At 63.4% G+C, this 24,122-nt stretch carries 28 protein-coding genes and 1 tRNA gene; 26 read left to right on the plus strand and 3 right to left on the minus strand.

Annotated elements, in window-relative coordinates; all coding sequences use genetic code 11:
• Nucleotides 1-45: 45 nt before the first annotated feature.
• From H0485_RS03960 to H0485_RS03985, 6 genes are all read left to right on the plus strand, one after another.
• Nucleotides 46-492, plus strand: coding sequence for a hypothetical protein (locus tag H0485_RS03960; protein ID WP_226934068.1), 447 nt, complete (start codon nt 46-48; stop codon nt 490-492).
• Between the two features lie 62 nt (nt 493-554).
• The gene (locus H0485_RS03965) at nt 555-1,232 is read left to right on the plus strand and encodes a hypothetical protein (RefSeq protein WP_226934069.1); all 678 of its coding nucleotides are present in this window, start codon (nt 555-557) and stop codon (nt 1,230-1,232) included.
• Nucleotides 1,233-1,420: 188 nt separating this feature from the next.
• Nucleotides 1,421-1,606 (plus strand): hypothetical protein, encoded by a 186-nt coding sequence (locus tag H0485_RS03970; protein WP_226934070.1) that lies wholly within the window; start codon nt 1,421-1,423, stop codon nt 1,604-1,606.
• A 91-nt stretch (nt 1,607-1,697) separates the two neighbouring features.
• Nucleotides 1,698-2,228 carry a hypothetical protein gene (locus tag H0485_RS03975; RefSeq protein WP_226934071.1) on the plus strand — a complete coding sequence of 177 codons (531 nt, stop codon included), beginning with the start codon at nt 1,698-1,700 and terminating at the stop codon, nt 2,226-2,228.
• A 96-nt stretch (nt 2,229-2,324) separates the two neighbouring features.
• Complete coding sequence (locus H0485_RS03980; protein ID WP_226934072.1) at nt 2,325-2,705, plus strand: hypothetical protein; 381 nt, start codon at nt 2,325-2,327, stop codon at nt 2,703-2,705.
• Nucleotides 2,706-3,077: 372 nt separating this feature from the next.
• Nucleotides 3,078-3,221 (plus strand): hypothetical protein, encoded by a 144-nt coding sequence (locus H0485_RS03985; RefSeq protein WP_226934073.1) that lies wholly within the window; start codon nt 3,078-3,080, stop codon nt 3,219-3,221.
• Here the strand turns inward: H0485_RS03985 and H0485_RS03990 are convergent.
• Entirely contained in the window at nt 3,203-4,495 is a 1,293-nt protein-coding gene (locus H0485_RS03990; RefSeq protein WP_226934074.1) for a site-specific integrase, read from the minus strand. The genes H0485_RS03985 and H0485_RS03990 overlap by 19 nt on opposite strands.
• 138 nt (nt 4,496-4,633) lie before the next feature.
• A tRNA-Ser gene (locus H0485_RS03995) sits at nt 4,634-4,723 on the minus strand.
• Between the two features lie 422 nt (nt 4,724-5,145).
• Here H0485_RS03995 and H0485_RS04000 point away from each other — a divergent pair.
• The 12 genes from H0485_RS04000 to msrA all read left to right on the plus strand — a co-directional run bounded on the left by H0485_RS04000 (nt 5,146) and on the right by msrA (nt 16,918).
• Nucleotides 5,146-5,898 (plus strand): hypothetical protein, encoded by a 753-nt coding sequence (locus H0485_RS04000; protein WP_226934075.1) that lies wholly within the window; start codon nt 5,146-5,148, stop codon nt 5,896-5,898.
• 518 nt (nt 5,899-6,416) lie between these two features.
• Nucleotides 6,417-6,854 carry a 50S ribosomal protein L21 gene (gene rplU / locus H0485_RS04005; RefSeq protein ID WP_226934076.1) on the plus strand — a complete coding sequence of 146 codons (438 nt, stop codon included), beginning with the start codon at nt 6,417-6,419 and terminating at the stop codon, nt 6,852-6,854.
• 6 nt (nt 6,855-6,860) lie between these two features.
• Nucleotides 6,861-7,130 carry a 50S ribosomal protein L27 gene (rpmA, locus tag H0485_RS04010; RefSeq protein WP_226934077.1) on the plus strand — a complete coding sequence of 90 codons (270 nt, stop codon included), beginning with the start codon at nt 6,861-6,863 and terminating at the stop codon, nt 7,128-7,130.
• Nucleotides 7,131-7,322: 192 nt separating this feature from the next.
• Nucleotides 7,323-7,913: a GNAT family N-acetyltransferase gene (locus tag H0485_RS04015; RefSeq protein WP_226934078.1), complete on the plus strand. Its 591-nt coding sequence runs from the start codon at nt 7,323-7,325 to the stop codon at nt 7,911-7,913.
• Nucleotides 7,910-8,422: a GNAT family N-acetyltransferase gene (locus H0485_RS04020; protein ID WP_226934079.1), complete on the plus strand. Its 513-nt coding sequence runs from the start codon at nt 7,910-7,912 to the stop codon at nt 8,420-8,422. The genes H0485_RS04015 and H0485_RS04020 overlap by 4 nt, the downstream gene beginning before the upstream one ends.
• Nucleotides 8,423-8,632: 210 nt before the next feature.
• Nucleotides 8,633-9,658, plus strand: a complete 1,026-nt coding sequence (gene obgE, locus H0485_RS04025) for a GTPase ObgE (protein WP_226934080.1) — start codon at nt 8,633-8,635, stop codon at nt 9,656-9,658.
• A 12-nt stretch (nt 9,659-9,670) separates the two neighbouring features.
• Entirely contained in the window at nt 9,671-10,786 is a 1,116-nt protein-coding gene (proB, locus tag H0485_RS04030; RefSeq protein ID WP_226934081.1) for a glutamate 5-kinase, read from the plus strand.
• 87 nt (nt 10,787-10,873) lie between these two features.
• Nucleotides 10,874-12,133: a glutamate-5-semialdehyde dehydrogenase gene (locus H0485_RS04035; protein ID WP_226934082.1), complete on the plus strand. Its 1,260-nt coding sequence runs from the start codon at nt 10,874-10,876 to the stop codon at nt 12,131-12,133.
• 131 nt (nt 12,134-12,264) lie between these two features.
• On the plus strand, nt 12,265-13,557 hold the full coding sequence (locus H0485_RS04040; protein ID WP_226934083.1) for a DUF3422 family protein: 1,293 nt from the start codon (nt 12,265-12,267) through the stop codon (nt 13,555-13,557).
• Nucleotides 13,558-13,635: 78 nt separating this feature from the next.
• Complete coding sequence (locus tag H0485_RS04045) at nt 13,636-14,979, plus strand: NAD(P)/FAD-dependent oxidoreductase (RefSeq protein ID WP_226934084.1); 1,344 nt, start codon at nt 13,636-13,638, stop codon at nt 14,977-14,979.
• A 243-nt stretch (nt 14,980-15,222) separates the two neighbouring features.
• Nucleotides 15,223-16,389, plus strand: coding sequence for a M20 aminoacylase family protein (locus H0485_RS04050; protein WP_226934085.1), 1,167 nt, complete (start codon nt 15,223-15,225; stop codon nt 16,387-16,389).
• Nucleotides 16,390-16,411: 22 nt separating this feature from the next.
• Nucleotides 16,412-16,918, plus strand: coding sequence for a peptide-methionine (S)-S-oxide reductase MsrA (msrA, locus tag H0485_RS04055; protein ID WP_226934293.1), 507 nt, complete (start codon nt 16,412-16,414; stop codon nt 16,916-16,918).
• A 121-nt stretch (nt 16,919-17,039) separates the two neighbouring features.
• On the opposite strand, the gene H0485_RS04060 is transcribed toward msrA, so the two are convergent.
• Entirely contained in the window at nt 17,040-17,351 is a 312-nt protein-coding gene (locus tag H0485_RS04060; protein WP_226934086.1) for a YdeI/OmpD-associated family protein, read from the minus strand.
• 405 nt (nt 17,352-17,756) lie between these two features.
• Here H0485_RS04060 and H0485_RS04065 point away from each other — a divergent pair, with 405 nt between their 5' ends.
• The 8 genes from H0485_RS04065 to H0485_RS04100 all read left to right on the plus strand — a co-directional run bounded on the left by H0485_RS04065 (nt 17,757) and on the right by H0485_RS04100 (nt 24,109).
• Entirely contained in the window at nt 17,757-18,407 is a 651-nt protein-coding gene (locus H0485_RS04065) for an RBBP9/YdeN family alpha/beta hydrolase (protein WP_226934087.1), read from the plus strand.
• A complete protein-coding gene (locus H0485_RS04070) occupies nt 18,404-18,574 on the plus strand; it encodes a hypothetical protein (protein WP_226934088.1) in 171 nt (56 codons plus the stop codon). Before H0485_RS04065 ends, H0485_RS04070 begins: the two co-directional genes overlap by 4 nt.
• Complete coding sequence (locus tag H0485_RS04075; protein ID WP_226934089.1) at nt 18,571-18,774, plus strand: hypothetical protein; 204 nt, start codon at nt 18,571-18,573, stop codon at nt 18,772-18,774. The genes H0485_RS04070 and H0485_RS04075 overlap by 4 nt, the downstream gene beginning before the upstream one ends.
• Nucleotides 18,775-19,129: 355 nt before the next feature.
• Nucleotides 19,130-19,912: a L,D-transpeptidase gene (locus H0485_RS04080; protein WP_226934090.1), complete on the plus strand. Its 783-nt coding sequence runs from the start codon at nt 19,130-19,132 to the stop codon at nt 19,910-19,912.
• A gap of 173 nt (nt 19,913-20,085) precedes the next feature.
• Nucleotides 20,086-21,156, plus strand: coding sequence for an AbrB family transcriptional regulator (locus tag H0485_RS04085; RefSeq protein ID WP_226934091.1), 1,071 nt, complete (start codon nt 20,086-20,088; stop codon nt 21,154-21,156).
• Between the two features lie 158 nt (nt 21,157-21,314).
• The gene (locus H0485_RS04090; RefSeq protein ID WP_226934092.1) at nt 21,315-22,382 is read left to right on the plus strand and encodes an ABC transporter ATP-binding protein; all 1,068 of its coding nucleotides are present in this window, start codon (nt 21,315-21,317) and stop codon (nt 22,380-22,382) included.
• 4 nt (nt 22,383-22,386) lie between these two features.
• Entirely contained in the window at nt 22,387-23,313 is a 927-nt protein-coding gene (locus H0485_RS04095) for an ABC transporter permease (RefSeq protein ID WP_226934093.1), read from the plus strand.
• Nucleotides 23,306-24,109: an ABC transporter permease gene (locus H0485_RS04100; protein ID WP_226934094.1), complete on the plus strand. Its 804-nt coding sequence runs from the start codon at nt 23,306-23,308 to the stop codon at nt 24,107-24,109. Before H0485_RS04095 ends, H0485_RS04100 begins: the two co-directional genes overlap by 8 nt.
• Nucleotides 24,110-24,122 lie beyond the last annotated feature (13 nt).

The following is a 24,122-nucleotide window of genomic DNA, read 5'->3' on the forward strand; positions in this document are numbered from 1 at the left end:
GCTTAAGTGTTTAAATGTCACTTCAGTAACCAACTGAGGTGTTAAATGCCGACCCATATCAGCCTGCCGAATGAACGTGTGGAACAGCTTCGCATGATCGCAAAGGCCAAGAATGCCACCATCCCGGAAGTGATCGCCGGTTTCGTCCGCGCCGAGATCGACAAGGGCACGATCCCCGCCACCATCCCCGGTATCGACATTTCCACCACCGGGCCTGAGATCACCATTCGCGCCGCCAGCGGGTTCGAGGCCACCTTTCCGGCTGATCAGGGTCCGACCCTTGCCGATCTGCTGAAAAGCGCCGCTACGGCAACCGCAGACCCCGAGCGCAAGTCGCGGTGGATGGAAGGTCTGGCGGCTCTGTCCGGTATCAAGGTGAAGCGGGCGGGCAACGGCCTGAAACTTGTGTCCCCGATCACCGGTCAAGAGTTCCCACTGAACCTTGATGTGGCTGCCGATCTGGCCGACCAGATCAGCCCCGCCTCGGAATAAAACAGGGGTCAGCGCGCCAACGCCGACCCCCTGTAAGATCACTTTAAAGCTGAGAAGAACATATGCGGAATCCCGCTGAATCACAAGATGAAGATAGCGCATTTGACGCTGACATCATGCGCCAGCTTGCGGCCATCGGCACCGATGAAGACGCTGATCCCGTTCCTGATGCCCGGCCCAAGGTGACGCCTCGGGCATCCGCTGGCCGCTTTCAAGACCCAGATTTTGACGACCCGGATATCACCCGCGCACCGATCAGGCCGACCCGGTATGACAAAGCTGTCGTGAAGCGCCGGACGCTTGAGGCCGAACGCGAGGCCCTGACACAAACGCTGGGATATGACCCGCGCACCCTGCTGGTTCTCGACGAAGCTTTGAAGCACGCCGAAGGTGCGATCAAGCAAGCCCAGAGCGACCTCACCCGCAAGCGCGAAAGCATTGACGAATATCGGACCACCCCAGAGGGAAAATCGAAGTATAATGCCAAACGGCGCAAGCGTGATCGACCTAATGCTGATCGCAAGAGGATGACCCCGGAAGAGGCCAAGACGAATGACGACAATCGCGCATGGGAGCGCCAGACGCGGCTGCGCATGGCTGCGAAGGGACTTTCTGAGGCAGAAATTCAAGCCAAGCTGATCGTGGCCTTCGCTGCACTACAGGAGAAGCGCGCCAAAAAGGCCCAAGCCATTGCCGAGGCTGACGCGATGACCAGTCAGCCGACCTTCGGCATGTTCTGATCGGTGCTTTAGCTATCTATCTGGATAGCTATTTCCAGTGGGTTTCGGATGCCGATAAGTAAGCACTTACTCGCAAATTATTATTCACAATCATATACTTACATTAAAAAAATTTGAGAGATAGGGATTGAAAAACGGGATTCGATGATTCAGATTCCTGATACGAAGCAAATCAGGAAAACCACCTAATGCCGAATTTCATTTCCACCGAAATCTACAATCGCCTGCTGGTTGATCTCTCGGGCGCGTTCATGGCCGCAGCCACCAGCACAGGGGCAGACCTTAACGACAAGCTGGCTGAGGCGCTGGCTTGTGCTGGTGTGCTTCCCGAGGCCTGCCGGGGTGATTTTGAGGGGCGTGTGCCGGCCGCGTGAAGAATTTTCGCATGCTGATGTAATTTCTTGTTGCGCGCCTTAGTTGGTTTTGGTTACACAACACCGACACCGCGGGGGCAGGAGACGCAACATGGTCCTATCAAATGCCGAAAAAGTCCGCCGCTATCGCGAACGGCAAAAGCAGAAACTGGAAGAAGAGAGCAGGCTTACGAGCACGGGCAATGACTTCAAACGTCCGTTTTGGCTTGCACTTGGAAATGAGCTTTCGAGTTACCAGAACGACTTCTATGCATACTTTGAGCAGACCGGCATCGACGCGCCGGAGTTTACTAATGACGATGGACCGGAAGCTTTTGCGCCGGACCATTATCCGGCTAACCAACTGGCCGAAATTTTTCCCGATTTGTCGAATGGTTCACTTCGTCGGGTTGAGGAAATGATCGGCAGCTTAAAGGAGGCCACCGAGACCCTTGCCGGTGCGGTGAACCACTACAAGCGTAACGAGATCAAAGCCCGCTTGGCTGAAATCGAGGCATCCGACTTGTCGGAACCTGAGGCCAAAAAGGCGGCGCTGAAAGAGGCCGCAAGGCTGAACAAGATGCTGGACCAGCTAGATAAGCAGGTTCGTATAACCTTCCCACAATGGAAGGTGACGGGCTGACAGGCCCGAAACAAAAGCGGGAACCGTCAAAGTTCCTACGCCGTGAAGGTTCCCGCCCTGTCTTGTGAAACGCGATAAACACGAAAGGAAATCGCGATGACTTCTAACAATAACACGCCCACCACCTCGGCGGCAACCTCTACCCATGTCGATCCTGCCACCGCCAAGATCACCCCGAGGCCTCGGACTGTCCTAATGGAGACCAATGCCTTCTATCGGTGGCTCGAAGAACTGGTGGGGATTGACCCGGATACGGGTGATTATTACCCCGCAGACTTTGTCATCGACATGGATGACGATGAGCAAAGTGTATTCACCCAAATGATGGGCTACACCCATACTGAATGCGGCCCTGTTGTCGCCCTGTTTTTCAGGAAGGTCGGCAGTGTCGAGGTTCTGGTGGGCTTTGAGCCGACCACGAACCTGCGCCAGATCGTAGACTTGATGGTTGCCCAGGCCGATCTCAAAGCCGCCTGACAAAACCTAACTGAGAACGGGCGCAATCATGCGCCCGTTTTTTCATCCCGATGCGACACACTCCCCCGGCAACCGTAAAAGCGAGTAGCAGGCTGGCGCACCTGATGGTTCAGAACCCACGAAAGCGCTGCGATTAGTCGGTGAGTGCGCGGCATCATATCGCCGGAACCCCGACACGGCACGGCAGCCTTGCTCTGGGCTGCGCGGTGCCAAGTAGCCTTACTTACGCTGACGGGATGGGCGGACCTTCCGCCCATCCCGCCTACCCCCTCAACGAACAGGTGATGCCGTGACCAGAATAGAATAATTGCGCCCGAGGCTGCCCCTATGTCTGCCCCTGTCACTCTTGCCGATCTACAAAAAATGCACAGCATGGCTGCCGCACTTGTTGTGGCCGACCCCGTCTATCTGCCGGTTTTCGAGCGCATCGAGCATGAACTTGCGGCATATGAGGCCAAAGACGATGCAATCAGCCGCGCTCGCGCCATTGCGGCCCGTCACAAGGCGGCTGCTTGAAGAAGCTGCTGCTTGTGTTCCAGCGTGGCACCATCTCCATAGCGTTCACGATTCAGTCGGTGGCCGAACAGATCGCGCCTGATCCGATCATCAATCCCGGCAGCAAGCATCCGATCTTCAAAAGCATGGCGCAGTGAGTAAAGCGTGTGATCAGGGCCTTCCATCAATCCGTTCTCTCGCAGGAACTTATTGATGGTGGCCGAAAGGCTGGCACTGCTTTCCCGATAGCGCGGGAACCCCTCGGGGAACGCCCGCATTGCGTCCAGAGACAAGCCAAGCAGAGGGATGGTGCGCTTGGCATATTTGCTTTTAACCTGCCTGCCTTCCGGCTCAATCGAGATATGGGGCACGTTATGCGCCAGTCTTATCGTGTTCGCGGATAGCGCGGCAAGTTCCGAGGGACGGCAGCCGGTGTTTACCATGACCAGCAGAATTGCTCGGGCCTCTGGGTTCAATCCGTCTAGAGCGCCCGGCGCAGCCAGCTTTTCCCTGATCCACTTGGCCGAGAACGGCGGGCGAACCTTTGCATCCCCTTCCTTGAAAGCGAGATCAGTGAGCGGCAGCACCAGCCCGAGGCGTTTCATCCGGTTCACGGTTTTGAGAATGTCGCCAAGGTGGATCAGGTCTTTGTTCGCGCTGTTCGGCGTTAGGTCTTCCTCTTCCAGCCGCTCCATCCACCAGTTGCGGAAATCCAGCATATCGTCGCCAGTGATGTCCTTCATAGCTCTGTCACCGACGACCGCGACGAAGTTCTTCACCGCCTTCACGCGTGGATTCTTCCAGCGCCGAAGCTGATCCTCTGACTTGCCAAGGGTCTTGTCCTTCGCCAGCGTCCAATAGAGTTCCAGCGCCTTTGTGACAGTGAGCGGCGATTCTTTGGCGCCCCCAAGTAGGGCAGAGGCTTCAAGCATATCCGGTTCCTCAGGCTGATCCTTGAAACCGGGGATGGCGGCAAATCTGTCGCGGAGTTCTTCAACTGGCAGCTTGGCGACCTGATCGGCCCGCATGTATCGGAAGCCCCTCGCTTCGGCGAGATCACGGGCAGCGGCAAAACGCTGATCTGCATCAGTGCTGTCACCGGCCAGTTTTGCTTCCCATGCGGCCAGCATCTGCTCCCATGTCGCGGCCTCTTTGGCTCTGGCGACGGAAGGGGAGTCGGTATGGAGGCTGATCCAGACGAACTGGCGCGGCTCTACCGAGGCGTAACGCTTGGGAACCCGCTTATAGAGGTAGAGGGTTCCCTTCACGGACCCGTTGCGCGTTTGAATTGCCATGGCCTTGCCCTACATGTTCATGGGCAGTGTAGCACAAAATGTAACGCAAAATGTATAGCAGATTTGGAGCACTAAAGGTGCGCGAAAGCGTGAATCCATTTGAATTCAACGACTTACATCTAATCACATATGCGTGAATGGCGGAGAGGGTGGGATTCGAACCCACGGTAGGCTTGCACCTACTCCGGTTTTCGAGACCGGCGCGATCGACCACTCCGCCACCTCTCCGGCTTTCTTGGGGGGTCGTCTTGTGAGGCGGTGTTTAGCTTCGGCTTTGGGGGAGTGCAAGAGGCCTCATGCACATAAGTTTGAGAAAGTTTGAAAAAACGCGGACTTGGCGGGCAGGGGTGCGGGGTGCATAGTCAGAACGAGGCCGCAGGATCGGAGAGAGCACTATGTTCAGGGGCATAAAAACAACCGGTTCCGGCCGGCGTTCCGCAGCCTCTGCAGCGGCGAAATCTCCGGGATTTCCGCTGGTTTTCCTGCTGCTGGGCGCCTGTCTTTCCCTGCCGTCCCCCCCGGTTCTGGCGCAGGAAGGCGCGGGCCGGCCGGGCATTGCGGCTTTGCCGGGGGTGATTGCGGCGAATCCGGCGGGTGAGACCGGCCCGGCGGCGGGTGAGGCGGTCTCTGCCGAAGAATCAGCGCGAATCATGGCGCTCTTCGCGGCGATGGGCCTGCCGCAGCTGATGCCGGTTCTGGCCGAAGAGGGGCAGAGCTATGGCGCATCGCTCGGCGCAGCGACCTTTCCGGGCCGTGATGGCCCCGCCTGGCAGGCGGCGGTGGAGCGGCTTTATGACAGCGCGGCGCTCGGGGCGGATCTGGCCGCGGGCCTGATCCGGGCGCTGCAGGGCCAGGATCAGGCGGTTGCCGGGGCCCGGGCGTTTTTCGACTCGGCGCTCGGGCAGAAGGTGGTGGCGGCCGAGGTGGCGGCGCGGCGGCGGCTGCTTGACCCTGAGGAGACCGAGGCCGCCGAAGTGGCGGTGATGAAGCTGCGCGATGCGCGCTCGCCCCGGCTGCGGCTTTACCGCGCGCTGATCACGGCGGGCGATCAGATCGAGAATAATGTCGCAAACAGCCTTGGCGGCGCGCTCGCCTTTGAACAGGGTCTGGCCGAGAGCGAACCCGCCGCGACGCGCCGCGAGACCGGTCACATGGCCGAACAGGTCTGGGCGCAGGAAGGGGCCTATCGCGCCTCATCCGGGGCCTGGATCATGACCTATACGGCCCTGGCCTATGCGGAACTGAGCGAGGCCGAGCTGCGGGCCTATAGTGATTTTCTGGCCTCGCCGGCGGGGCAGGTGGTGAATGCGGCGCTCTATAGCGCTTCGGGTGACAGTTTTCGCAAGATTTTGCGCGGTCTGGGGCGTGAGGCCGGTCTGATGCTGCGCGGCCAGCAGATCTGATCGGCCAGAAGATCTGAGCAGGCAGCATATCTGACAAGGCGGGGTGCGCGTCGCTGCCGGATCCGCTGGTGCAGGGCTGGTCGGTGCGGAGCAGGCGGAACCCCTGCGGCCTGGTCGCGCCAGGCTGAACCTCCGCAGGCTGAACCGCTGCGGGCCGCAAAGTGAAGCTGCCGCAGGCCGCCGGGTAATTCGCCTGCTAAGCCAAAGAGATCGCGCGCGCCTGCACCCGCGAGGCGGCAGCGGGTTCCGGCGCTGCTGCGGCGCGGTCTTTCTGGCGGTTCTGCTGGCAAATTCGCGTGGTTTTACGGGGAAAAGGCTTGACTGAGGCGGTCTGCGCGCAGATAAGCAGCCATCTTCCCCGGGGTGCGAATCCCGGGGTGGTTTGTTTTGAACATCATCCGGCGACGGATGCGCAGTCCGAGGCGGGGGATCCCCCGGCAATACCAAGGATCTGAGGCCCCATAAGGGGGCGCAGGGACCAAGGGGCCACAGGGCGCGGTTAAGGAAAAGGAAGACCCATGACGTTTGCGGTCCTGAAGACCGGCGGCAAGCAGTACAAAGTGCAGGCGGGTGACGTTCTGCGCGTTGAGAAGCTTGACGCTGTGGCTGGTGAAAAAATCCAGTTCAACGAAATCCTGATGGTCGATGCCACCATCGGCGCGCCCTTCGTGGCTGGCGCTGCGGTTCAGGCAGAAGTGATCGACCAGATCAAAGGCGAGAAAACGATTCACTTCGTGAAGCGTCGCCGTAAGCACTCGTCGCAGCGCACCAAAGGCCACCGCCAGCACCTGACGCTGGTTCGCGTGACCGAAGTCCTCGCTGCAGGCGCTGACAAGTCGGGCATCAAAGCTGCAACCGGCACTGCCGATGCACGCCGCGCTGTTCATGAAGCGCCGGCTGCTGCTGCAGCCGCCAAACCGAAGCGGGCCGCTAAGGCCGCTGCTGCAGAGGAGTAATCCCCCATGGCAACTAAAAAGGCAGGCGGTTCATCCCGCAACGGTCGTGACTCGGCTGGTCGTCGCCTCGGTGTGAAACTCTATGGCGGCCAGGCTGTCATCCCGGGCAATATCATCGTGCGTCAGCGCGGCACCACCTTCTTCCCGGGTGATGGCGTCGGCATGGGCCGTGACCACACGATCTTCGCCACCGTCGAAGGCGCGGTTAAGTTCCGCAAGGGCCTGAAAGGCCGCACCTTTATTTCGGTTCTTCCGGTTGCGGAAGCGGCCGAGTAAGCCGAACCTTTACATTCTGAATGTAAACAGGGGATCGGCTGAGAAGCCGGTCCCCTTCCTCATTCCTGCCGCGAAGCACGGGCAGGGATGGGGTAAGCGACATTCTGCCTGTAAGACCTCCGGAGAGGAGACGCTATGGTTGCCGATGCATTGAAAAACCCCGGTCGGGCGCCGACAAAAAATCCGGGCCAGATGCCCGGGGTCCGCGGTCAGGCCTTTGGTGAGGGGGTGAACCTTGCCGGAACAGAGGGGCTGCGCCTTGCTGCCGGCCGGTTTGAGCTGCGCCCGGTGCGCCATTCCGATGCCGGGCTGATCGCGCATTATGCCGCCGACCGCCGTCTCGCCGAGGCGACACAGAATATTCCGCATCCTTTCCCGCCCGGAGCCGCCGCCGCCTATGTGGCGCGCGCCATGGATCACGACCATCCCGGCACGATCTGGGCCATGGATGGCACGGTCAGCGGCCTGTCCGAACTGCTCGGGGTGATCTCGCTGAAGCCGATGGAGGTAAAGGCCGGGCGTTCGGGGCAGTCGGAAGTGGCCTATTGGGTCGCGCCAGCCTTCTGGAATACCGGCATAGCCTCGGATGCGGTACGGGCACTGGTTGAGGCTAACCCGCTGAAAGACTGTACCTATTTTGCCGAGGTTTTCCAGGATAATCCCGGCTCGGCCAGGGTGCTGACCAATGCCGGTTTTGAATATCTGGGCGATGCCGAGGCTTTCTCGGTGGCGCGCAATGCCATCGTGCCGACCTGGACCTATATCCGGAAGCTGGTGAAGTGAGTCTGGTGATCCGCGAGGCCAGTGCTGCTGATGCTGCGGGCATCGCGGTGATCTATAATGATGCGGTCGCGCGGACGACGGCGATTTTCAACGACCATCAGGTCGATGTGAAAGACCGCGAAGACTGGATGGCGACGCGCCAGCAGGCCGGATTCCCGGTGCTGGTGGCGCTTTGCGATGGCGCGGTGGCGGGCTATGCCAGCTACGGCCCCTGGCGTCCGCATGACGGCTTTTGTCTGACGGCGGAACATTCGGTCTATGTGGCACAGGCCGCCCGCGGCCGGGGGCTGGCGCTGGCGCTGATGCAGCAGCTGATCGCCCGCGCCCGCGCCGATGGCCTGCATGTGCTGGTGGCGGCGATTGAGGCGGGCAATCAGCCCTCTCTGGCCTTGCACCGCCGCCTTGGCTTCAGCGAAACCGCGCTGATGCGTGAAGTGGCGCAGAAATTCGGCCGCTGGCTGGATCTGCAGTTCATGGAGCTGCGGCTCGATGAGCGACCATCGCCCTGAGCGCATCGCCGTTCCCGGCGCCGCCTTTGCAGGCGGGGGCCGGGGCGCAGACATCTGCGGTTGCCGCATCGCCTCGCAGCGCTTCATCTGTCTGTAAATATCCCCGCCGGAGGCCCTTCTGCCTGCCGCAGCCCCATTGCCCGAGCGCCGCGCTTGAGATAGCGGCGCATCTCCTGTATCGCCGAGTAACCCTGACGAAAGCCTGTACCGATGAAATTCCTTGACCTCGCAAAAGTCTATATCCGCTCGGGCGGCGGCGGCGCTGGTTCCGTCTCGTTCCGGCGTGAGAAATTCATCGAATTCGGCGGGCCGGATGGCGGCGATGGTGGTCGCGGCGGCTCGGTCTGGGTTGAGGCGGTCGAGGGGCTGAACACCCTGATCGATTACCGCTATCAGCAGCATTTCTTTGCCCGTAACGGCCAGCATGGCATGGGCAATCAGAAAACCGGTAAATCCGGTGAAGATGTGATTATGAAGGTGCCGCTGGGCACTGAAATTCTTGATGAGGATGAGGAAACTGTCCTCGCCGATCTGACCGAGCCGGGGCAGCGCGTGCTGCTGGCTCAGGGCGGCAATGGCGGCTGGGGCAACCTGCGCTTCAAATCCTCGACCAACCGCGCGCCGGCCAAGGCCAATCCCGGCATTCCGGGTATCGAGCGCACCATCTGGCTGCGGCTGAAGCTGATCGCGGATGCCGGTCTGCTGGGCCTGCCCAATGCCGGGAAATCGACCTTCCTCGCGGCGGTGTCGAATGCCCGTCCGAAGATTGCGGATTATCCTTTCACCACCCTGATTCCGAATCTCGGCGTGGTGGGGATTGATGGCAGCGAATTCGTCATGGCCGATATTCCCGGCCTGATCGAGGGCGCGAGCGAGGGCCGGGGCCTTGGCACCCAGTTCCTCGCCCATGTCGAGCGCTGCAAGGTGCTTTTGCATCTGGTGGACGGCACGTCAGAGACGGTGGCCGAGGATTACCAGACCATTGTCACCGAGCTGGAAGCCTATTCAGAGCTGCTGGGCGACAAGCCAAGGGTTCTGGCGCTGAACAAGGTCGATGCGCTGCTCGATGAAGAGATTGAAGAGCGCCGCGCGGCGCTGGAAAAAGCCTCGGGCGGCCGGGTCTATGTGATTTCGGGCGCGGCCGGTAAGGGCCTGCCAGAGGTGCTGCGGGTGCTGATGGCTGAGATCCGCGCCACCGGGGCGCTGGAAGTGGAAGACGGGCCCTGGCGCCCCTGAGGAAGTAAGACCGTGGCGCTTCAGGCCCCTGATATTCGTGCCGCACGGCGGCTGGTGATTAAGATCGGCTCGGCTTTGCTGGTCGACCGGGCCAGGGGGCTGCGGCAGTCCTGGCTCTCGGCTCTGGCGATGGATGTTGCCGAGGCCAGGGTGAATGGCACCCAGGTGGTGCTGGTCTCTTCCGGTTCGATCGCGCTTGGCCGCATGGTTCTGGGCCTGCCCCAGGGCGAGCTGGCGCTGGAACAGGCCCAGGCGGCGGCGGCGGTCGGCCAGATCCGGCTGGCCCGCGCCTATGAGGAGGTGCTGGCGCCGCATGGCATCACCACCGCCCAGGTGCTGGTGACGCTGGAGGATACCACCGACCGGCGCCGCTATCTCAACAGCCGCGCCACGATGGAGACCCTGCTCAGCCTCGGCGTGGTGCCGATTGTTAACGAAAACGATACAGTCGCCACGGATGAGATCCGTTTTGGCGACAATGACCGGCTGGCGGCGCAGATCGCGGTGACCGCCGGGGCCGATCAGCTGATCCTGCTCTCTGATGTTGACGGCTTCTACACCGCCAATCCGAAAGAAGACCCGGCGGCGCATCGTTTTGATCTGGTCGATCAGATCACGCCGGAGATTGAGGCCATGGCCGGGGATCCGATTTCGGGCCTGTCGAAAGGCGGGATGAAGACCAAGCTGATGGCAGCGAAAACCGCGGTGGCGGGAGGCTGTGCCATGGCGATCATGGAGGGCTCGGTGCCGCGGCCGCTGAAGGCGCTGGCCGAGGGCGCGAACCGGACCTGGTTCCTGGCCGAGGGCGACCCCCAGGCGGCGCGCAAGCGCTGGATCAATGCGATGAAGGAAAAGGGCAGGGTCCGGCTTGATGCCGGGGCGGTCACTGCCCTGCGCCAGGGCAAAAGCCTGCTGCCTGCCGGGGTGGTCGGGGTAGAGGGCCAGTTTGGCCGCGGCGAGCCGGTCGGCATCCTCGGTCCGGAGGGCGCAGCTCTTGGCAAGGGGCTGATCCGCTATACATCCGAGGAGGCCAGGGCCATTGCCGGGCACCGCTCGGGCGAGATTGAGGCGATTCTCGGCTATGCCGGGCGCGCCGCACTGATCCACCGCGACGATATGGTGGTATAAGAGAGCCGGGAGGGCCGGGGCATGTCAGCCCGCCCGCCCGGAAGTGTGACGTCAGGGGAAGGGCCCCTGACCTGGAAGGAAAAGACCATGGACGGCCAGTTTTCAGATCTGATGGAGCAAATCGGTACAGCCGCGCGCAAAGCCGCGGCAGAGCTGGCTTTTGCCCCGCCAGAGCAGAAAACCGCCGCGCTGATGGCCGCCGCCGCTGCGGTTGAGGCGGCAGAGGCGGCGATCCTCGCCGCCAATCGGCTCGATCTCGATTATGCCGCCTCGAAAGGGCTGAGCCCGGCGATGCAGGACCGGCTGCGCCTTGATGCAGGCCGGATCGCCGGCATCGTGGCGGCTTTGCGCGATGTGGCGGGCCAGGCCGATCCGGTCGGCCGGGTGCTTGAGGAATGGGACCGCCCCTCGGGGCTGCATATCCAGCGCGTGGCAACGCCTTTGGGCGTGGTGGGGGTGATCTATGAAAGCCGCCCCAATGTCACCGCCGATGCCGGGGCGCTGTGCCTGAAGGCCGGGAATTCGGTCATTCTGCGCGGCGGCTCGGACAGCCTCAATTCCTCGCAGGCGATCCATGCCGCTATGGTTGAGGGGCTGCGCGCCGCCGGTCTGCCCGAGGCCGCGATCCAGCTGGTGCCGGTGCGCGACCGCGAGATGGTCTCGGCCATGCTGCGCGCCAGCGAGTATATCGATGTGATCGTGCCGCGCGGTGGCAAGGGCCTTGTCAGCCTGGTGCAGTCCGAGGCGCGGGTGCCGGTCTTTGCCCATCTGGAGGGCATCTGCCATGTCTATGCCGATGGGGCAGCGGATCTGGAGAAAGCGCGCCGCGTGGTGCTCAATGCCAAGACCCGGCGCACCGGGATCTGCGGCTCGGCCGAATGCCTGCTGATCGACCGCGCTTTCTATGAAAAGCACGGCGCGGTGCTGATCGAGGATCTGGTGCAGGCCGGGGTCGAGGTCCGGACCGAGGGCGAACTGCTGCAGGTTGCGGGCACGGTTCAGGCCGCGCCCGGGGATTTCGGCTGTGAATTCCTCGATATGATCATCGCCGCGAAACTCGTCGAGGGTGTGGACGGGGCGATTGACCATATCCGCCGCTACAGTTCAAACCATACGGAATCGGTGCTGACCGAGGATGATGCGGTGGCAGATCGCTTCTTCCGCCGCCTCGATTCCGCGATCCTGATGCGCAATGCCTCGACCCAGTTCGCCGATGGCGGTGAATTTGGCATGGGCGGCGAGATCGGCATTGCCACTGGCAAGATGCATGCACGCGGCCCGGTGGGGGCGGCGCAGCTCTGCAGCTTTAAATATCTGGTGACCGGCGACGGTACAATCCGCGGCTGATTGCCGAAAAGCCCCGGGCAACCTGGCAACATTCCCCCTGCATACCCCGGTATGCAGGGTTTTTACTGGCCGCGCCCCGGCAGGCGACCTAGACCCAGGGGCTGAGACCCTCCTGTGACTAAGGCCGATCTATGCCCCCCGTTTCCGACCACCCGCTGCGTTACGCCACCGTCAATGAGCTGCATGCCCGGCCGTTCCCCGCGCTGGAACTGCCCTGCACCGCTGTGGTGATGGCCTTCAAAGAGCCGCATGACGCCGCCGGGCGCGACCGTGCCGCCGATCTGGCGCATCTGATTGATCTGGTCGACCGCCATGGCGGCAGCCATCCCCAGCCCGAGGCGACGCATTATTCCGGCGAGATCGGCCGGGGCACGCTGAAATGGGAAAGTCATACCGAGTTCGTCAGCTATTCGGCCTTTACCCCCGGCGTCAGCCCGCGCGCCTTTGATCCGGCGGAAAGCGGGGTCTTCCCCGAGGACTGGCTCGAGGCCGCCCCCGGCCAGCGTATTGCCTCGCTCCTGATCCGGGTTGAGACCATGCCCTCATCGCTGGGCGAGATTTTTGCCCGGGTCGAGGACTGGTTCGTCCCCGAAAGTCTGGCTCTGTCGCGGGTGGTGGATGGCGCGGCGGTGATCGCCGGAGACTTCCGCATCGATGCCGCCGGCCATACCCGCTTTGCGGTTTTCGTGCGCCCCGGCACCGGGCGGCGCCGCATCGGCCGGATCGTGCAGCGTCTGTGCGAGATTGAGATCTACCGTGCCATGTCGATGCTGGGCCTTGCCCGGGCCCGGGCGCTGAGCGCCGAGCTGAACCGGCTTGACCCGCGGCTGTCGAACCTGGTCTCGGGCCTTGACAGCCCTGGCGAGACCGGGCCGGATCCGGAGGCGGCGCTTGATGAGCTGCTGTCGATCTCTTCGGCGCTTGAGCGTCAGGCGGTGCGGGCCTCGTTCCGTTTTGGCGCCACCCAGGCCTATGAGGCGATTCTGACCCAGCGCATCTCGGTGCTGCGCGAGGAAAGGATCGATGGCCGTCAGACTTTTGGCGAATTTATGATGCGCCGCTATGATCCGGCGATGCGTACGGTGAAATCCTCGGAAGTGCGGCTGAAGGCTTTGTCGGAACGCGCCGAGCGCGCGGCCGAGCTGCTGCGCACCCGGGTCGATGTCGATCGTTCGGCGCAGAACCAGCGGCTGCTCGAAAGCATGGACCGGCGCGCCGATCTGGCGCTCAGGCTGCAGCATACGGTCGAGGGGCTCTCGGTGGTGGCGATCAGCTATTATGCGGTCAGCCTCGGGGCCTATGCGCTTTATCCGCTGGCGGCGCTGGCCGGGGTTTCGAAAGAGCTGCTGACCGCAGCCCTGGTTCTGCCGGTGCTGGGCCTGGTCTGGGCGGGGCTGCGCCGGGTGCGAAAATCCTTTCACTGAGGCGGGGGACGGGCATTGACCTCGCGCGCAACCGGCGCGAGTGTCGCGGCAGAAAATACTGAGCGCAGCAGGCCCGCTATGACTTTCCCGATCCATGAGGCGACCCCGATCCGGTTTCAGGGCGCCTTGCCTGACAGGGTGGATGTGGTGGTGATCGGCGGTGGTATCATCGGGGTGATGACCGCCTGGCATCTGGCCGATCGCGGCCAGAAGGTCCTGCTTTTGGAAAAGGGCCGCATCGCCGGCGAGCAGTCCAGCCGCAACTGGGGCTGGATCCGTCAGCAGGGCCGGGATCCCGCCGAGCTGCCGATCTCGATGGAGAGCCTGCGGCTCTGGCTGGAAATGCCCGAAACCCTGCGCGAGGCCATCGGCTTCCGGCAGCAGGGCGTGCTCTATCTGGCCAATAAGCCCGGCGATATGGCGGCATTCGAAAGCTGGCTGGAATCGGTCAGCGGCTCGGGCGTCGACAGCCGGCTGCTGACGCGCAGCGCCGTCGCCGATCTGATCCCGACGGGTCAGGCGGGCTGGGCGGGGGGCATTCTGACCGCTTCGGATGCCCGGGCCGAGCCCTGGGTGACGGTGCCGCTGCTGGCCGGGATTGCCGCGGCAAAGGGCGTGGAGATCCGCGAGAACTGCGCTTTGCGCTGCCTTGATCTGGCGGCGGGGCAGGTGGCGGGGGTGGTGACCGAGGCGGGCCGGGTCGCCTGTGACCAGGTGGTGGTCGCGGCCGGGGCCTGGTCGCGGCTGTTGCTGAAGGCGCATGGCATCCGCCTCCCGCAGCTGACGGTGCTGTCCAGCGTTGCCGCCACCGTAGCCTTGCCCGAAGTCTATGCCGGCAATGCGGTCGACAGCCATTTTGCCTTCCGCCGCCGCATGGATGGCGGCTATACAATCGCCCCCGGCGATCATCAGGATTTCCTGATCGGCCCGGATGCTTTTGCCGAATTCCTCACCTATCTGCCGCTGATGGGGCGCACCTTTACCAATATGGGCTACAGGCCCATGGCGCCGAAGCATTTCCCCGATGCCTGGGGCACCAGCCGCCGCCTCGATGGCGACCGGGTCAGCCCGTTTGAGAAGATGCGCATTCTGAACCCGAAGCCGAATGCAAAGGCGCTGTCGCGGCTGCAGGACCGCTTTGCCGCCGCTTTCCCGCAGATCGGCCGCCCGGAGCTGCAGACCGCCTGGGCCGGAATGATCGATACCATGCCCGATATCGTGCCGGTGATCGACCGCGCGCCGAAGATCGGCGGGCTGGTGATTGCCACCGGCATGTGTGGCCATGGCTTTGGCATCGGCCCGGGCATGGGGCGGGTGATTGCCGATCTGACCCTGGGCCGCGAGACCGGCCATGATCTCAGCCGCTTCCGCTTTGGCCGCTTCAGCGATGGCTCGAAACTGGTGCCCGGCCCCGCGCTCTGACCAGGCCGGGCTGACCAGGGCGCTCTGACCAGGGCGGGCGGATTATGGCTGCTGTGACCCGGGCCTGCAGATCCGGGCGGCTGATCTCTATGCCCGGATCTCGTGCTCCGGGCCGGGGCGCATGGCGCGAAGATCAGAACTGGTGCGGCCCGGAACAGGTGTAGCCCGGAACTGGCGCGGTAAGGAGAGGGCTTGCCCTTCCGCCGGGGCGGGTGCAGTTTTGGCGGCGCTAAGGAGTGCCAAATGCCCGTCAGGAACCGTATCGCTGAACTCGCCCCGGAAATCGCCGCCTGGCGCCGGGATTTTCACCGCTTCCCCGAACTGGATTACGATCTGCCGCGCACCGCTGGCCGGGTGGCGGAACTCTGCCGCAGCTTTGGCTGTGATGCGGTCACCGAGGGCATCGGGCGTTCGGGCGTGGTGGCGGTGATCAAAGGCCGCAACGATAGCAGTGGCCGGGTGATCGGGCTGCGCGCCGATATGGATGCTTTGCCGATCCATGAGACCAGTGGCGTGCCCTATGCCTCGCAGACCCCGGGGGCGATGCATGCCTGTGGCCATGACGGCCATACCGCCATGCTGCTCGGCGCGGCGAAATATCTGGCCGAGACCCGCAATTTCGACGGCCAGGTGGTCTGCATCTTCCAGCCCGCCGAAGAGGGCGGTGGCGGCGGCCTCGCCATGCTGAAGGATGGCCTGGTCGGGCGCTGGGGCATTGATGAGGTCTACGGCATGCATAATATGCCGGGCCTTGCCACCGGCCAGTTCGCCATCCGCTCCGGCGCGATCATGGCGGCCTCGGATCAGTTCATCATCCGGGTGACCGGGCGCGGCGGTCATGCCGCCAAACCGCATGAGGCCATCGATACCACCCTTGTCGCGGCGCATATCGTGGTGGCGGTGCAGAGCATCGTCTCGCGCAATACCGATCCGCTGAAATCGGCGGTGGTCTCGGTCTCGACCCTCGCCAGCGACAGCACGGCCTATAATGTGCTGGCGCAGGATGTGGTGATGAAGGGCACGATCCGGGCGCTGGATGAGGATGTGCGCAATTTCTCGGAAGCGCAGCTGCGCCGCATTGTCGAGGGCACGGCGGCGATGTTTGGCGCCAAGGCAGAGCTGGAGTATTTCCGCGGCTATCCGGTGACGGTGAACCATGCGGATCACACCGCCTTCGCCGCCGCAGTGGCCGAGGCGATCAGCCCCGGGGTCGATAGCGAGGTTGCGCCGCTGATGGCGGCCGAGGATTTCTCCTATATGCTTGAAGCCCGCCCCGGCGCCTATATCTTCCTTGGCAATGGGGCGACCGCGCCTTTGCATCATGCTGGCTATGATTTCGATGATGCCGCCATCCCTTACGGGGTGAGCTGGTTCGCGGGCATGGCCGAAAGCCGGATGCCGGTCGCCTGATGAGGAGTGTGAGATGAGTGAGATGAGTGAAGAGCGTGCAGTTCTGGCGGGGGGCTGTTTCTGGGGGATGCAGCAGCTGATCCGGCGGATGCCGGGGGTGATCTCGACCCGGGTCGGCTATACCGGCGGCGAAGTGCCCCATGCCACCTATCGCAACCATGGCCATCATGCCGAGGCGATTGAGGTGGTGTTTGATCCGGCGCGGCTGAGCTACCGGCAGCTGCTGGAGTTTTTCTTCCAGATCCATGATCCGACCACCCGCGACCGTCAGGGCAATGATCTGGGGCCAAGCTATCGCTCGGCGATCTACTGGACGTCACAGGCGCAGCGCGCCACCGCGATTGATACTATTGCCGATGTCGATGCCTCGGGTCTCTGGCCGGGCAAAGTGGTGACCGAGGTCGAGGGGGCGGCCGAATTCTGGCAGGCCGAGCCCGAGCATCAGGATTATCTCGAGCGGCGTCCCGATGGCTATACCTGCCATTTCATCCGCCCGGGCTGGGTGCTGCCCAGGCGCGCCGGGGCCTGAGCGGCCCTTCGGGACAGAGGGCCGGGCGCTCAGCCCCCCGGCGCATTCCCGGCCGCTGCCGTTTCCGTTTTCGCTGCCGCGCTGCAGCTTTTGCGCGCCGGTCCGGCCAGGCGTGGTCCGGCTAGGCGCGGCGCTTGCCCTGGCGGTTGATCAGCACCGCCTCCTGCCAGGGGCCCGGAGGCTTGTCACTGCGATGCGTGCAGCCTGGCCAGCAGCAGGGCCGCTTTTTTCCTGCCAGCACTTCGGCGCAGCAGCGCCCGATGCGGCTGGCGCGCGTCTTTGCCTGTTTCGCGTCATCGACCCAGCAGATGAACTCATTGCGCCCGAGCGGCGTGAGGCCCTGCCATAAAGCCAGCAGTTCGGGACTGGCGCTCAGCGCGGTTCGCAGATCCTGCTGCGCTTCGTGGACAGTGCCATGCAGAAAATCACGCATCACCAGAGCTCCGAAAGATCAGCTGAGCCGGATTTGCTGCGCCGGGCTGATCGGGCGCAGCAGGCAAGGGCATGGTCTGAGGCTGGACCCCAAAGCGCGAAATGTCCACCAGAAGGTTAAAACCGCGTATGTCCCGGCAGGAAGCCGGCGGGGGATTAAGGGCCGGAACGTGCTGAAAACTGGCCTGCCGGCTCAGCGCCTTTCGGGAAAGGGCCGGGCGGGCGCGATGCGGCGGGTTGCGCCGCTCCTGGAAATTTCTGGTCGCGACGCAGGCGGGGGCAGGGCTGCAGGGGCGCGGGGGGGTGGTGCGGGGGGAATCTCATTCCCCAAAGCGGCTTATCTTTAGAATTCCGAATGACGATAATTCCTGTAGTCTTTTTCCTGTTCAAGGAAAGGACCGGACAGATGATTACCACGCTTCTCGTTCCTGGCCTCGACGGATCGCCCGCACCGCACTGGCAGCACTGGTGGGCCGCAGGCGATCCGCGCGCGCTGATGGTCGGGCTTTCAGAGCCTTCGCGCCCGGTGGCGGAGGTGCAGGAGGTCGAGCTGGCCTCGATGATCCTGCAGCATCCCGATTGTATCCTTGTCGGCCATTCACTGGGGGCGGTGCTGATCGCGCGTCTGCTGAGCCGCTGGCCGCATCTGCGGGTGGCCGGCGCGCTGCTGGTTGCCCCGGCCGAGACCGAAGGCAGGGGTCGGATCAGCAGTTTCGGCGCTTTGCCCGAACGGCCGCTGGATCTGCCCGCCACGGTTGTGGCCAGCCGCAATGATCCCTGGATGGGCTTTTCCCGCGCCGCGCATCTGGCCCGGGTCTGGCAGGCGGATCTGGTCGATCTCGGCTTTGCCGGACATATCAATACCGCCTCGGGCTATGGCCCCTGGAAAGCGGGCAAGGCTTTGCGCGATGCGCTGCTGCGCCGGGCGCGGGGCGGGGCTGCGCCCGGGCCGCTGCACCCGGTGCGGCCATATCCGGTGCCCTCATATGCGGGGCCCCCATATCCTGTGACGGGGCCCGGGGCAGGTCGGGGTGCGGCGCTGCGGGTGGTGTCATGAGCCGCCGCACCACCGCCTGGGGCAGCCGCAGCCTGCGCGACGGTTTCGGCGGGCTGATGCTGGTCCTTGCCTTCGGGCTGGTGCTGGGCCTGGTCCTTGCCCCGCGCCAGACCTTTGTCGGCCCGCTGCCGGACAGGGCCGCGCCGGCGCAGGGAGGGGAAAGATGATTTTTCATGGTTTTGACCCGGGTTTTGCCAGGTTTCCGGACCGCGCTGAAACTGGTCCGGCCGGGCCGGAGCTGGCAGAGCCGGGGGTGGATACAGCTCTGGCGCCGCCTGAGGGGCGGCCCTGGCCGCTCGTCCTCTGTGCTCTGCTCTGGCTGAGCACCGCTGCCGGGCTGGCAGCCTGGCTCTGGTCGGGCGGGTAAGCACAAAGGCCCGGGTCACCGGGCTGCCCTCAGACCGGGCTGCCCTCAGGCCTGGCTGCGGGCAGCAGCCGGGCTTTTCACCTCTCGTTCGCCTCCTTCCCGCAGCCCGCCCGTGACCCGCAGTCCCGGGCGGGATAATTTTCTGCTTCGCGCAGACGCCCGGAGGGGAACTGAATTTTCTGTACAGCATTCTGTTCACGAAGCTTTGCCCTGCCCTGGGGTTGACCTAGACTGGCGGATCATGGCGCATAGCCGCAGAATTCACTTGTGTGATCTCTGCTGTGGCAGAGTATCAGGCCCCGGCTGGCACTCCCCTGCGGGATTGCGGCGGGAGGGCGCTGCGGAAAGGAAGAAAATGTCTGTGGTTCTTGATCGGCGGAAGATGGTTTTGCTTATGGGCACGGCCTTTGTGGCTGCCTGTGCACCGAAAGCGCCCGCCGTTGTCGATCCGGCGGCCAGTGTCCCGCCGGAGGTGCTGCAGAGATATGCCGCGCTGACGGATAATGGCTTTGATATTCCCGCCGTGCCGCCGCGTTATCTGACCCCCGAGAATATCCGCAGCGAGGTCGATCTGGCGATCACCGATGCGCCGGGCACCATCGTGATCGACCCCTGGCAACGCTATCTCTATTTCATCCTGCCGGGCAACCGCGCCACCCGTTACCGGGTTGCGGTCGGCGATCAGGGCCGTTCCTTCTCGGGCGAGGCCGTGGCGCAATATGACCGCAACTGGCCGAGCTGGCGCCCGACCGATAATATGATCCGCGAATTCCCCGATATGTACGGCCCCTATAAAAACGGGCTGGAAGGCGGGCTGAAAAACCCACTCGGCGCGCGGGCGATCTATCTGTTCCGTGGTAAGGTCGATACCTATTACCGCATCCATGGCACCAATGAGGTGGCCTCGGTCGGTCATGCGACCTCGGCCGGCTGTATCCGGATGTATAATCAGGATGCGATCCATCTGGCCGCAACCTATCGCCGGGGCGCGAAAGTGCTGGTGCTGACCGAGGCGCAGAGCCAGGCTGCCTTCGGCGCCTTTGTGCCCGCGACCACGCCCTATTCGGGCGGCTCGTTCAGCGATTATATCCGCACCGATCCGGTGCCGACCGATCCTTCGCTCTATGCCGATTCCTGACCGGCCGGGCCTTTGCACCCGCCCATGCGCATAAGCGGCCCCTTCAGATCCCCCCTGTGCCCGAACTGCGGAGAGAGGGGCCAGCCGGGCTGGGATCCGGCGCCGATCGGGCTTAAACCCTTGCGGACAGGGCTGGCCCGAAGGGCGGAACCAGCCGCTTGCGGATCTGAGTTTTGACCCTTTTTCGGCGCTATATCCTTGGTCTCAGTCTTGGCACGGCCGGGGGCCTGTTGTTCTGGCAGCTTGGCCTGCCGCTGCCCTGGATGCTCGGCGCGTTGAGCGCCACGATGATCGCCTCGGTCTGCGGCCTGCCGCTTGCCGGACCTGATCGTTTCCGCCCCTGGGTGGTGGCGGTGATCGGGGTGATGCTCGGGGCGCGATTCTCGCCCGAAGTGATGGCCCAGGCCCTGTCCTGGCTCGGCTCGCTCGGTCTGCTGACGCTGTGTCTGATCGCCATGGGGCTGGTGAATGTGCCGTTCTACCGCTTTATCGGCGGCTATGACTGGCGCACCTCTTATTTCGCCGGCATGCCCGGCGGCCTTGCCGAGATGATCGAACTGGCCGAGGCGAAGGGCGGCAAAGTGCAGCCGGTGATCCTGTCGCACAGCCTGCGGATCGTGGTCACCATTGCGCTGATCGCGGTCTGGTTTCGCCTGATCCTTGGCCATTCGGTCGGCAGTGGCGCGGGCTTCTCTGTCGCGCTTTCCTGGAGCGAGGCGGGCCTTTTGCTGGCGGCGGCGGTATTTGGCAGCCTGATCGGCAGGGCTTTGCGCTGGCCCGCGCCGACATTTCTCGGACCGATGGCGCTTTCGGCGGTGCTGCATCTGAGCGGGATTTCCGAAAGCGCGCCGCCCGGCATTCTGGTCAACGCGGCGCAGATCGTGCTGGGCACGGTGCTGGGCTGCCGCTTTCGCGGCGTGCCGCTGGCGGCTCTGCGCCATGCAGCGCTGCTCAGCCTTGGCTCGACGGCGCTGATTCTGGGCCTGGCGCTTGGCTTTTCCTGGGCGATGCAGGCCTTGCTCGGCATTGATATGATGCAGGCTCTGCTGGCGCTGGCCCCGGGCGGGCTGACCGAAATGGGGCTGATTGCACTGGCGATCGAGGCGGATGTGGCCTTTGTCGCTTTGCATCATGTGGTGCGGATTCTGATTGTCCTGGTGGCAGCGCCGCTGGTCTTTACCCTCTTTGATCGCAGGCTCGGCAAGAGCCACCCCGGCTCAGACCCAGGCTCAGGCCCGGGCTGAGCCTGTCCGGATCAGGGCCGGACAGCCGTTTTTCAGGCAATTTCAGGATAATTCACTCCGGCCCCGATGAAAACAGCGGGGCCGCTGTAATTCTCCTTGCTCAAAGCACAGTTGCCCCCACAATATGATCAAAAAGATAAGACAGCAGGGGAAGACCGTTGCACGAGAATTCTGCCGCAAAGCCGGCGATCATCGCCCGGGATGTGATCAAGGCCTTTGGTCAGGGCGAACATAGTGTCAGGGCACTGGATAATGTGTCCTGCGAGATCCGGCAGGGCGAGTTCTTCACGCTCCTCGGTCCGTCGGGCTGTGGCAAGACCACTTTGCTGCGGCTGATCGCCGGGTTCGAAATGCCCTCATCGGGGCAGATCCTGATCGATGGCACCGATGTGACCGGCCGGCCGCCGAACCGGCGCGAGGTGAATACTGTCTTTCAGTCCTATGCTTTGTTCCCGCATCTGACCGTGGCCGAGAATGTCGGTTTCGCGCTGAAAATGCAGGGAAAATCCAAAGCCGAGACCGGGGCGCGGGTCAGTGAGATGCTGGCTCTGGTCAAGCTGGAAGCTATGGCCGGGCGGCGCACCAGCCAGCTTTCGGGCGGGCAGCAGCAAAGGGTGGCGCTTGCCCGGGCGCTGGCACCGCGCCCCAAGGTGCTGTTGCTCGATGAGCCGCTCTCGGCGCTGGATCTGAAGCTGCGCAAGGAAATGCAGGTCGAGCTGAAACGACTGCAGACCGAGACCGGCATCACCTTCGTCTTCGTTACCCATGATCAGGAAGAAGCCCTGACCATGTCGGACCGCATCGCGGTGATGTCGGCAGGAAAGATCCAGCAGGTCGGTGGCCCGCGTGAGATCTATACCGCCCCTGTCAACCGCTTCGTTGCCGATTTCATCGGCGAGACCAATTTCATCCCGGTGCGGCCGGTGGAAGGCGGCGCGCGTCTGCCCAATGGCTCGGTGATCGCGGCCCAGGGCAGCGGTACGCTGCTGACCATCCGCCCCGAGCAGCTGCGCCTTGTGCCCGCCGACAGCCCCGGCAGCCTGAAAGCCAGGGTGACCAATGTGGTCTATTTCGGCACCGATACCCATGTCTATCTGGAGCTGGAAGATGGCACCGGCCTGACCGCCCGGGTGCCCAGCCCGGCGGATGGCGCGCCGATGCATCAGACCGGCCAGCGCCTTGGCCTCGGCTTTGCCGAGGGTGCGGCGCGGCTGATCCGGGAGTAAAGCGATGACGCGTTCCTCTCTTTCCGCGGCAGAGCTGGCGCAGAGCCGCGCCTCTGCCCGCAATGCCTGGCTGCTCTCGGCCCCGGCTTTGCTGCTGCTCTTCGTCGCCGCCTGCGGTCCGCTTTTGATCGTGGTGGTCTATTCCTTCCTCACCGCCGGGCCGACCGGCGGGGTGAAGTGGGAGTTTTCCTGGGATGCCTGGACCTCGATCCTCTATAGCCGCGATATTTTTGATGACACGCTGAAGCTCGCCGATGCCCATCTGACGATCTTCTGGCGCTCGCTGAAAATCTCGGTTCTGACCACGCTGATCACCTTTGCCGTCGGTTTCCCGACCGCCTGGTTTATCGCCACCCGCCCGCCGGCCGCGCGCGCCTTCTGGCTGTTTCTGATCACCATTCCGTTCTGGACCAATCTGCTGATCCGCACTTTCGCCATCACCGAGGTGATCCGGGCCGAGGGGCTGATGAATACCGCGCTGATCGGCCTCGGGCTGATCTCGGCGCCGATCCGGCTGATGAACACCGATACCGCGGTGCTGATTGGCATGGCCTATGTCTATCTGCCGCTGATGGTGCTGCCGCTTTTCGCCGCGATTGACCGCTTTGACATGCGGCTGCTCGAGGCGGGCTATGATCTCTATGCCTCGCGGCTGCAGGTTCTGCGCCATGTGATCCTGCCCATCGTCAGGCCGGGCATTGTCGCAGGCTCGATCCTCGTCTTCGTGCCCTCGCTCGGCGCCTATGTCACGCCGCGCATCCTGGGGGGCGGCAAGAATATGATGATCGGCAATTTCATCGAACTGCAGTTCGGCCAGGGCCGCAACTGGCCGCTTGGCGCCTCGCTTTCGGTGGCGCTGCTGGTGGTGGTGATGGTGGCTTTGCTGTTCTATGTCCGCGCCGCCGGGAAGGGGAGCAATCCACATGGCTGAGAAAAGCTTTGCCGTGGCCCGCCTGCCAGGCTTTGCCACCATCGCTATCGGGGTGTTTGTGGTGCTTTATGTGCCGATCATCACCCTGGTGTTTTATTCCTTCAACGCCGGCAATACGCTGACCAGCTGGCAGGGCTTTTCGCTGCGCTGGTATGCCGATGCGCTGGAAAACCGCGCTGTACAGGAGGCGGCGATGCGCTCGCTGCTGCTGGCGGCCTCGGCGGCGCTGATTTCGACCTGCCTCGCCACCATGGCGGCAATCGCCACCACCCGGCGTAAAAAGTTCCGCGGCCAGAATGTGATCTTTGTCGCCATCAACCAGCCGCTGATGGTGCCCGAGATCGTGACGGCGGTGGCTTTGTTGATCTTCTTTGGCGTGATCAAGGCCTGGACCGGCTATCAGGGGCTCTGGTATCTGATCCTTGCCCATTCGGCCTTCTGCATTCCCTTTGCCTATCTGCCGATCCGCGCCCGGCTGGAGGGGATGGATCTCTCGCTCGAGACCGCCGCGGCCGATCTTTACGCCACGCCCTGGCAGACTTTCCGCTATGTCACTTTGCCGCTGCTCGGCCCGGGGATCGCGGCGGGCGCCATGCTGGCCTTTGTGATCTCGCTCGATGATGTGGTGATCACCGAATTCGTCAAATCGGCCGGCCAGGAAACCCTGCCCACCTATATGCTGGGCCAGCTGCGCCGCGAGATGACACCCGAGGTCAATGCGATCTCGACCGGGCTGCTGGCTCTGACCATTCTCTTGCTGATCGGCTTTACTCTGGTCAATCGTAAGAAAAGCTAAGCGAACAGACGGG

This window comes from Pseudogemmobacter faecipullorum, from assembly GCF_020539525.1.
Classification (GTDB): Bacteria; Pseudomonadota; Alphaproteobacteria; order Rhodobacterales; family Rhodobacteraceae; genus Pseudogemmobacter; species Pseudogemmobacter faecipullorum.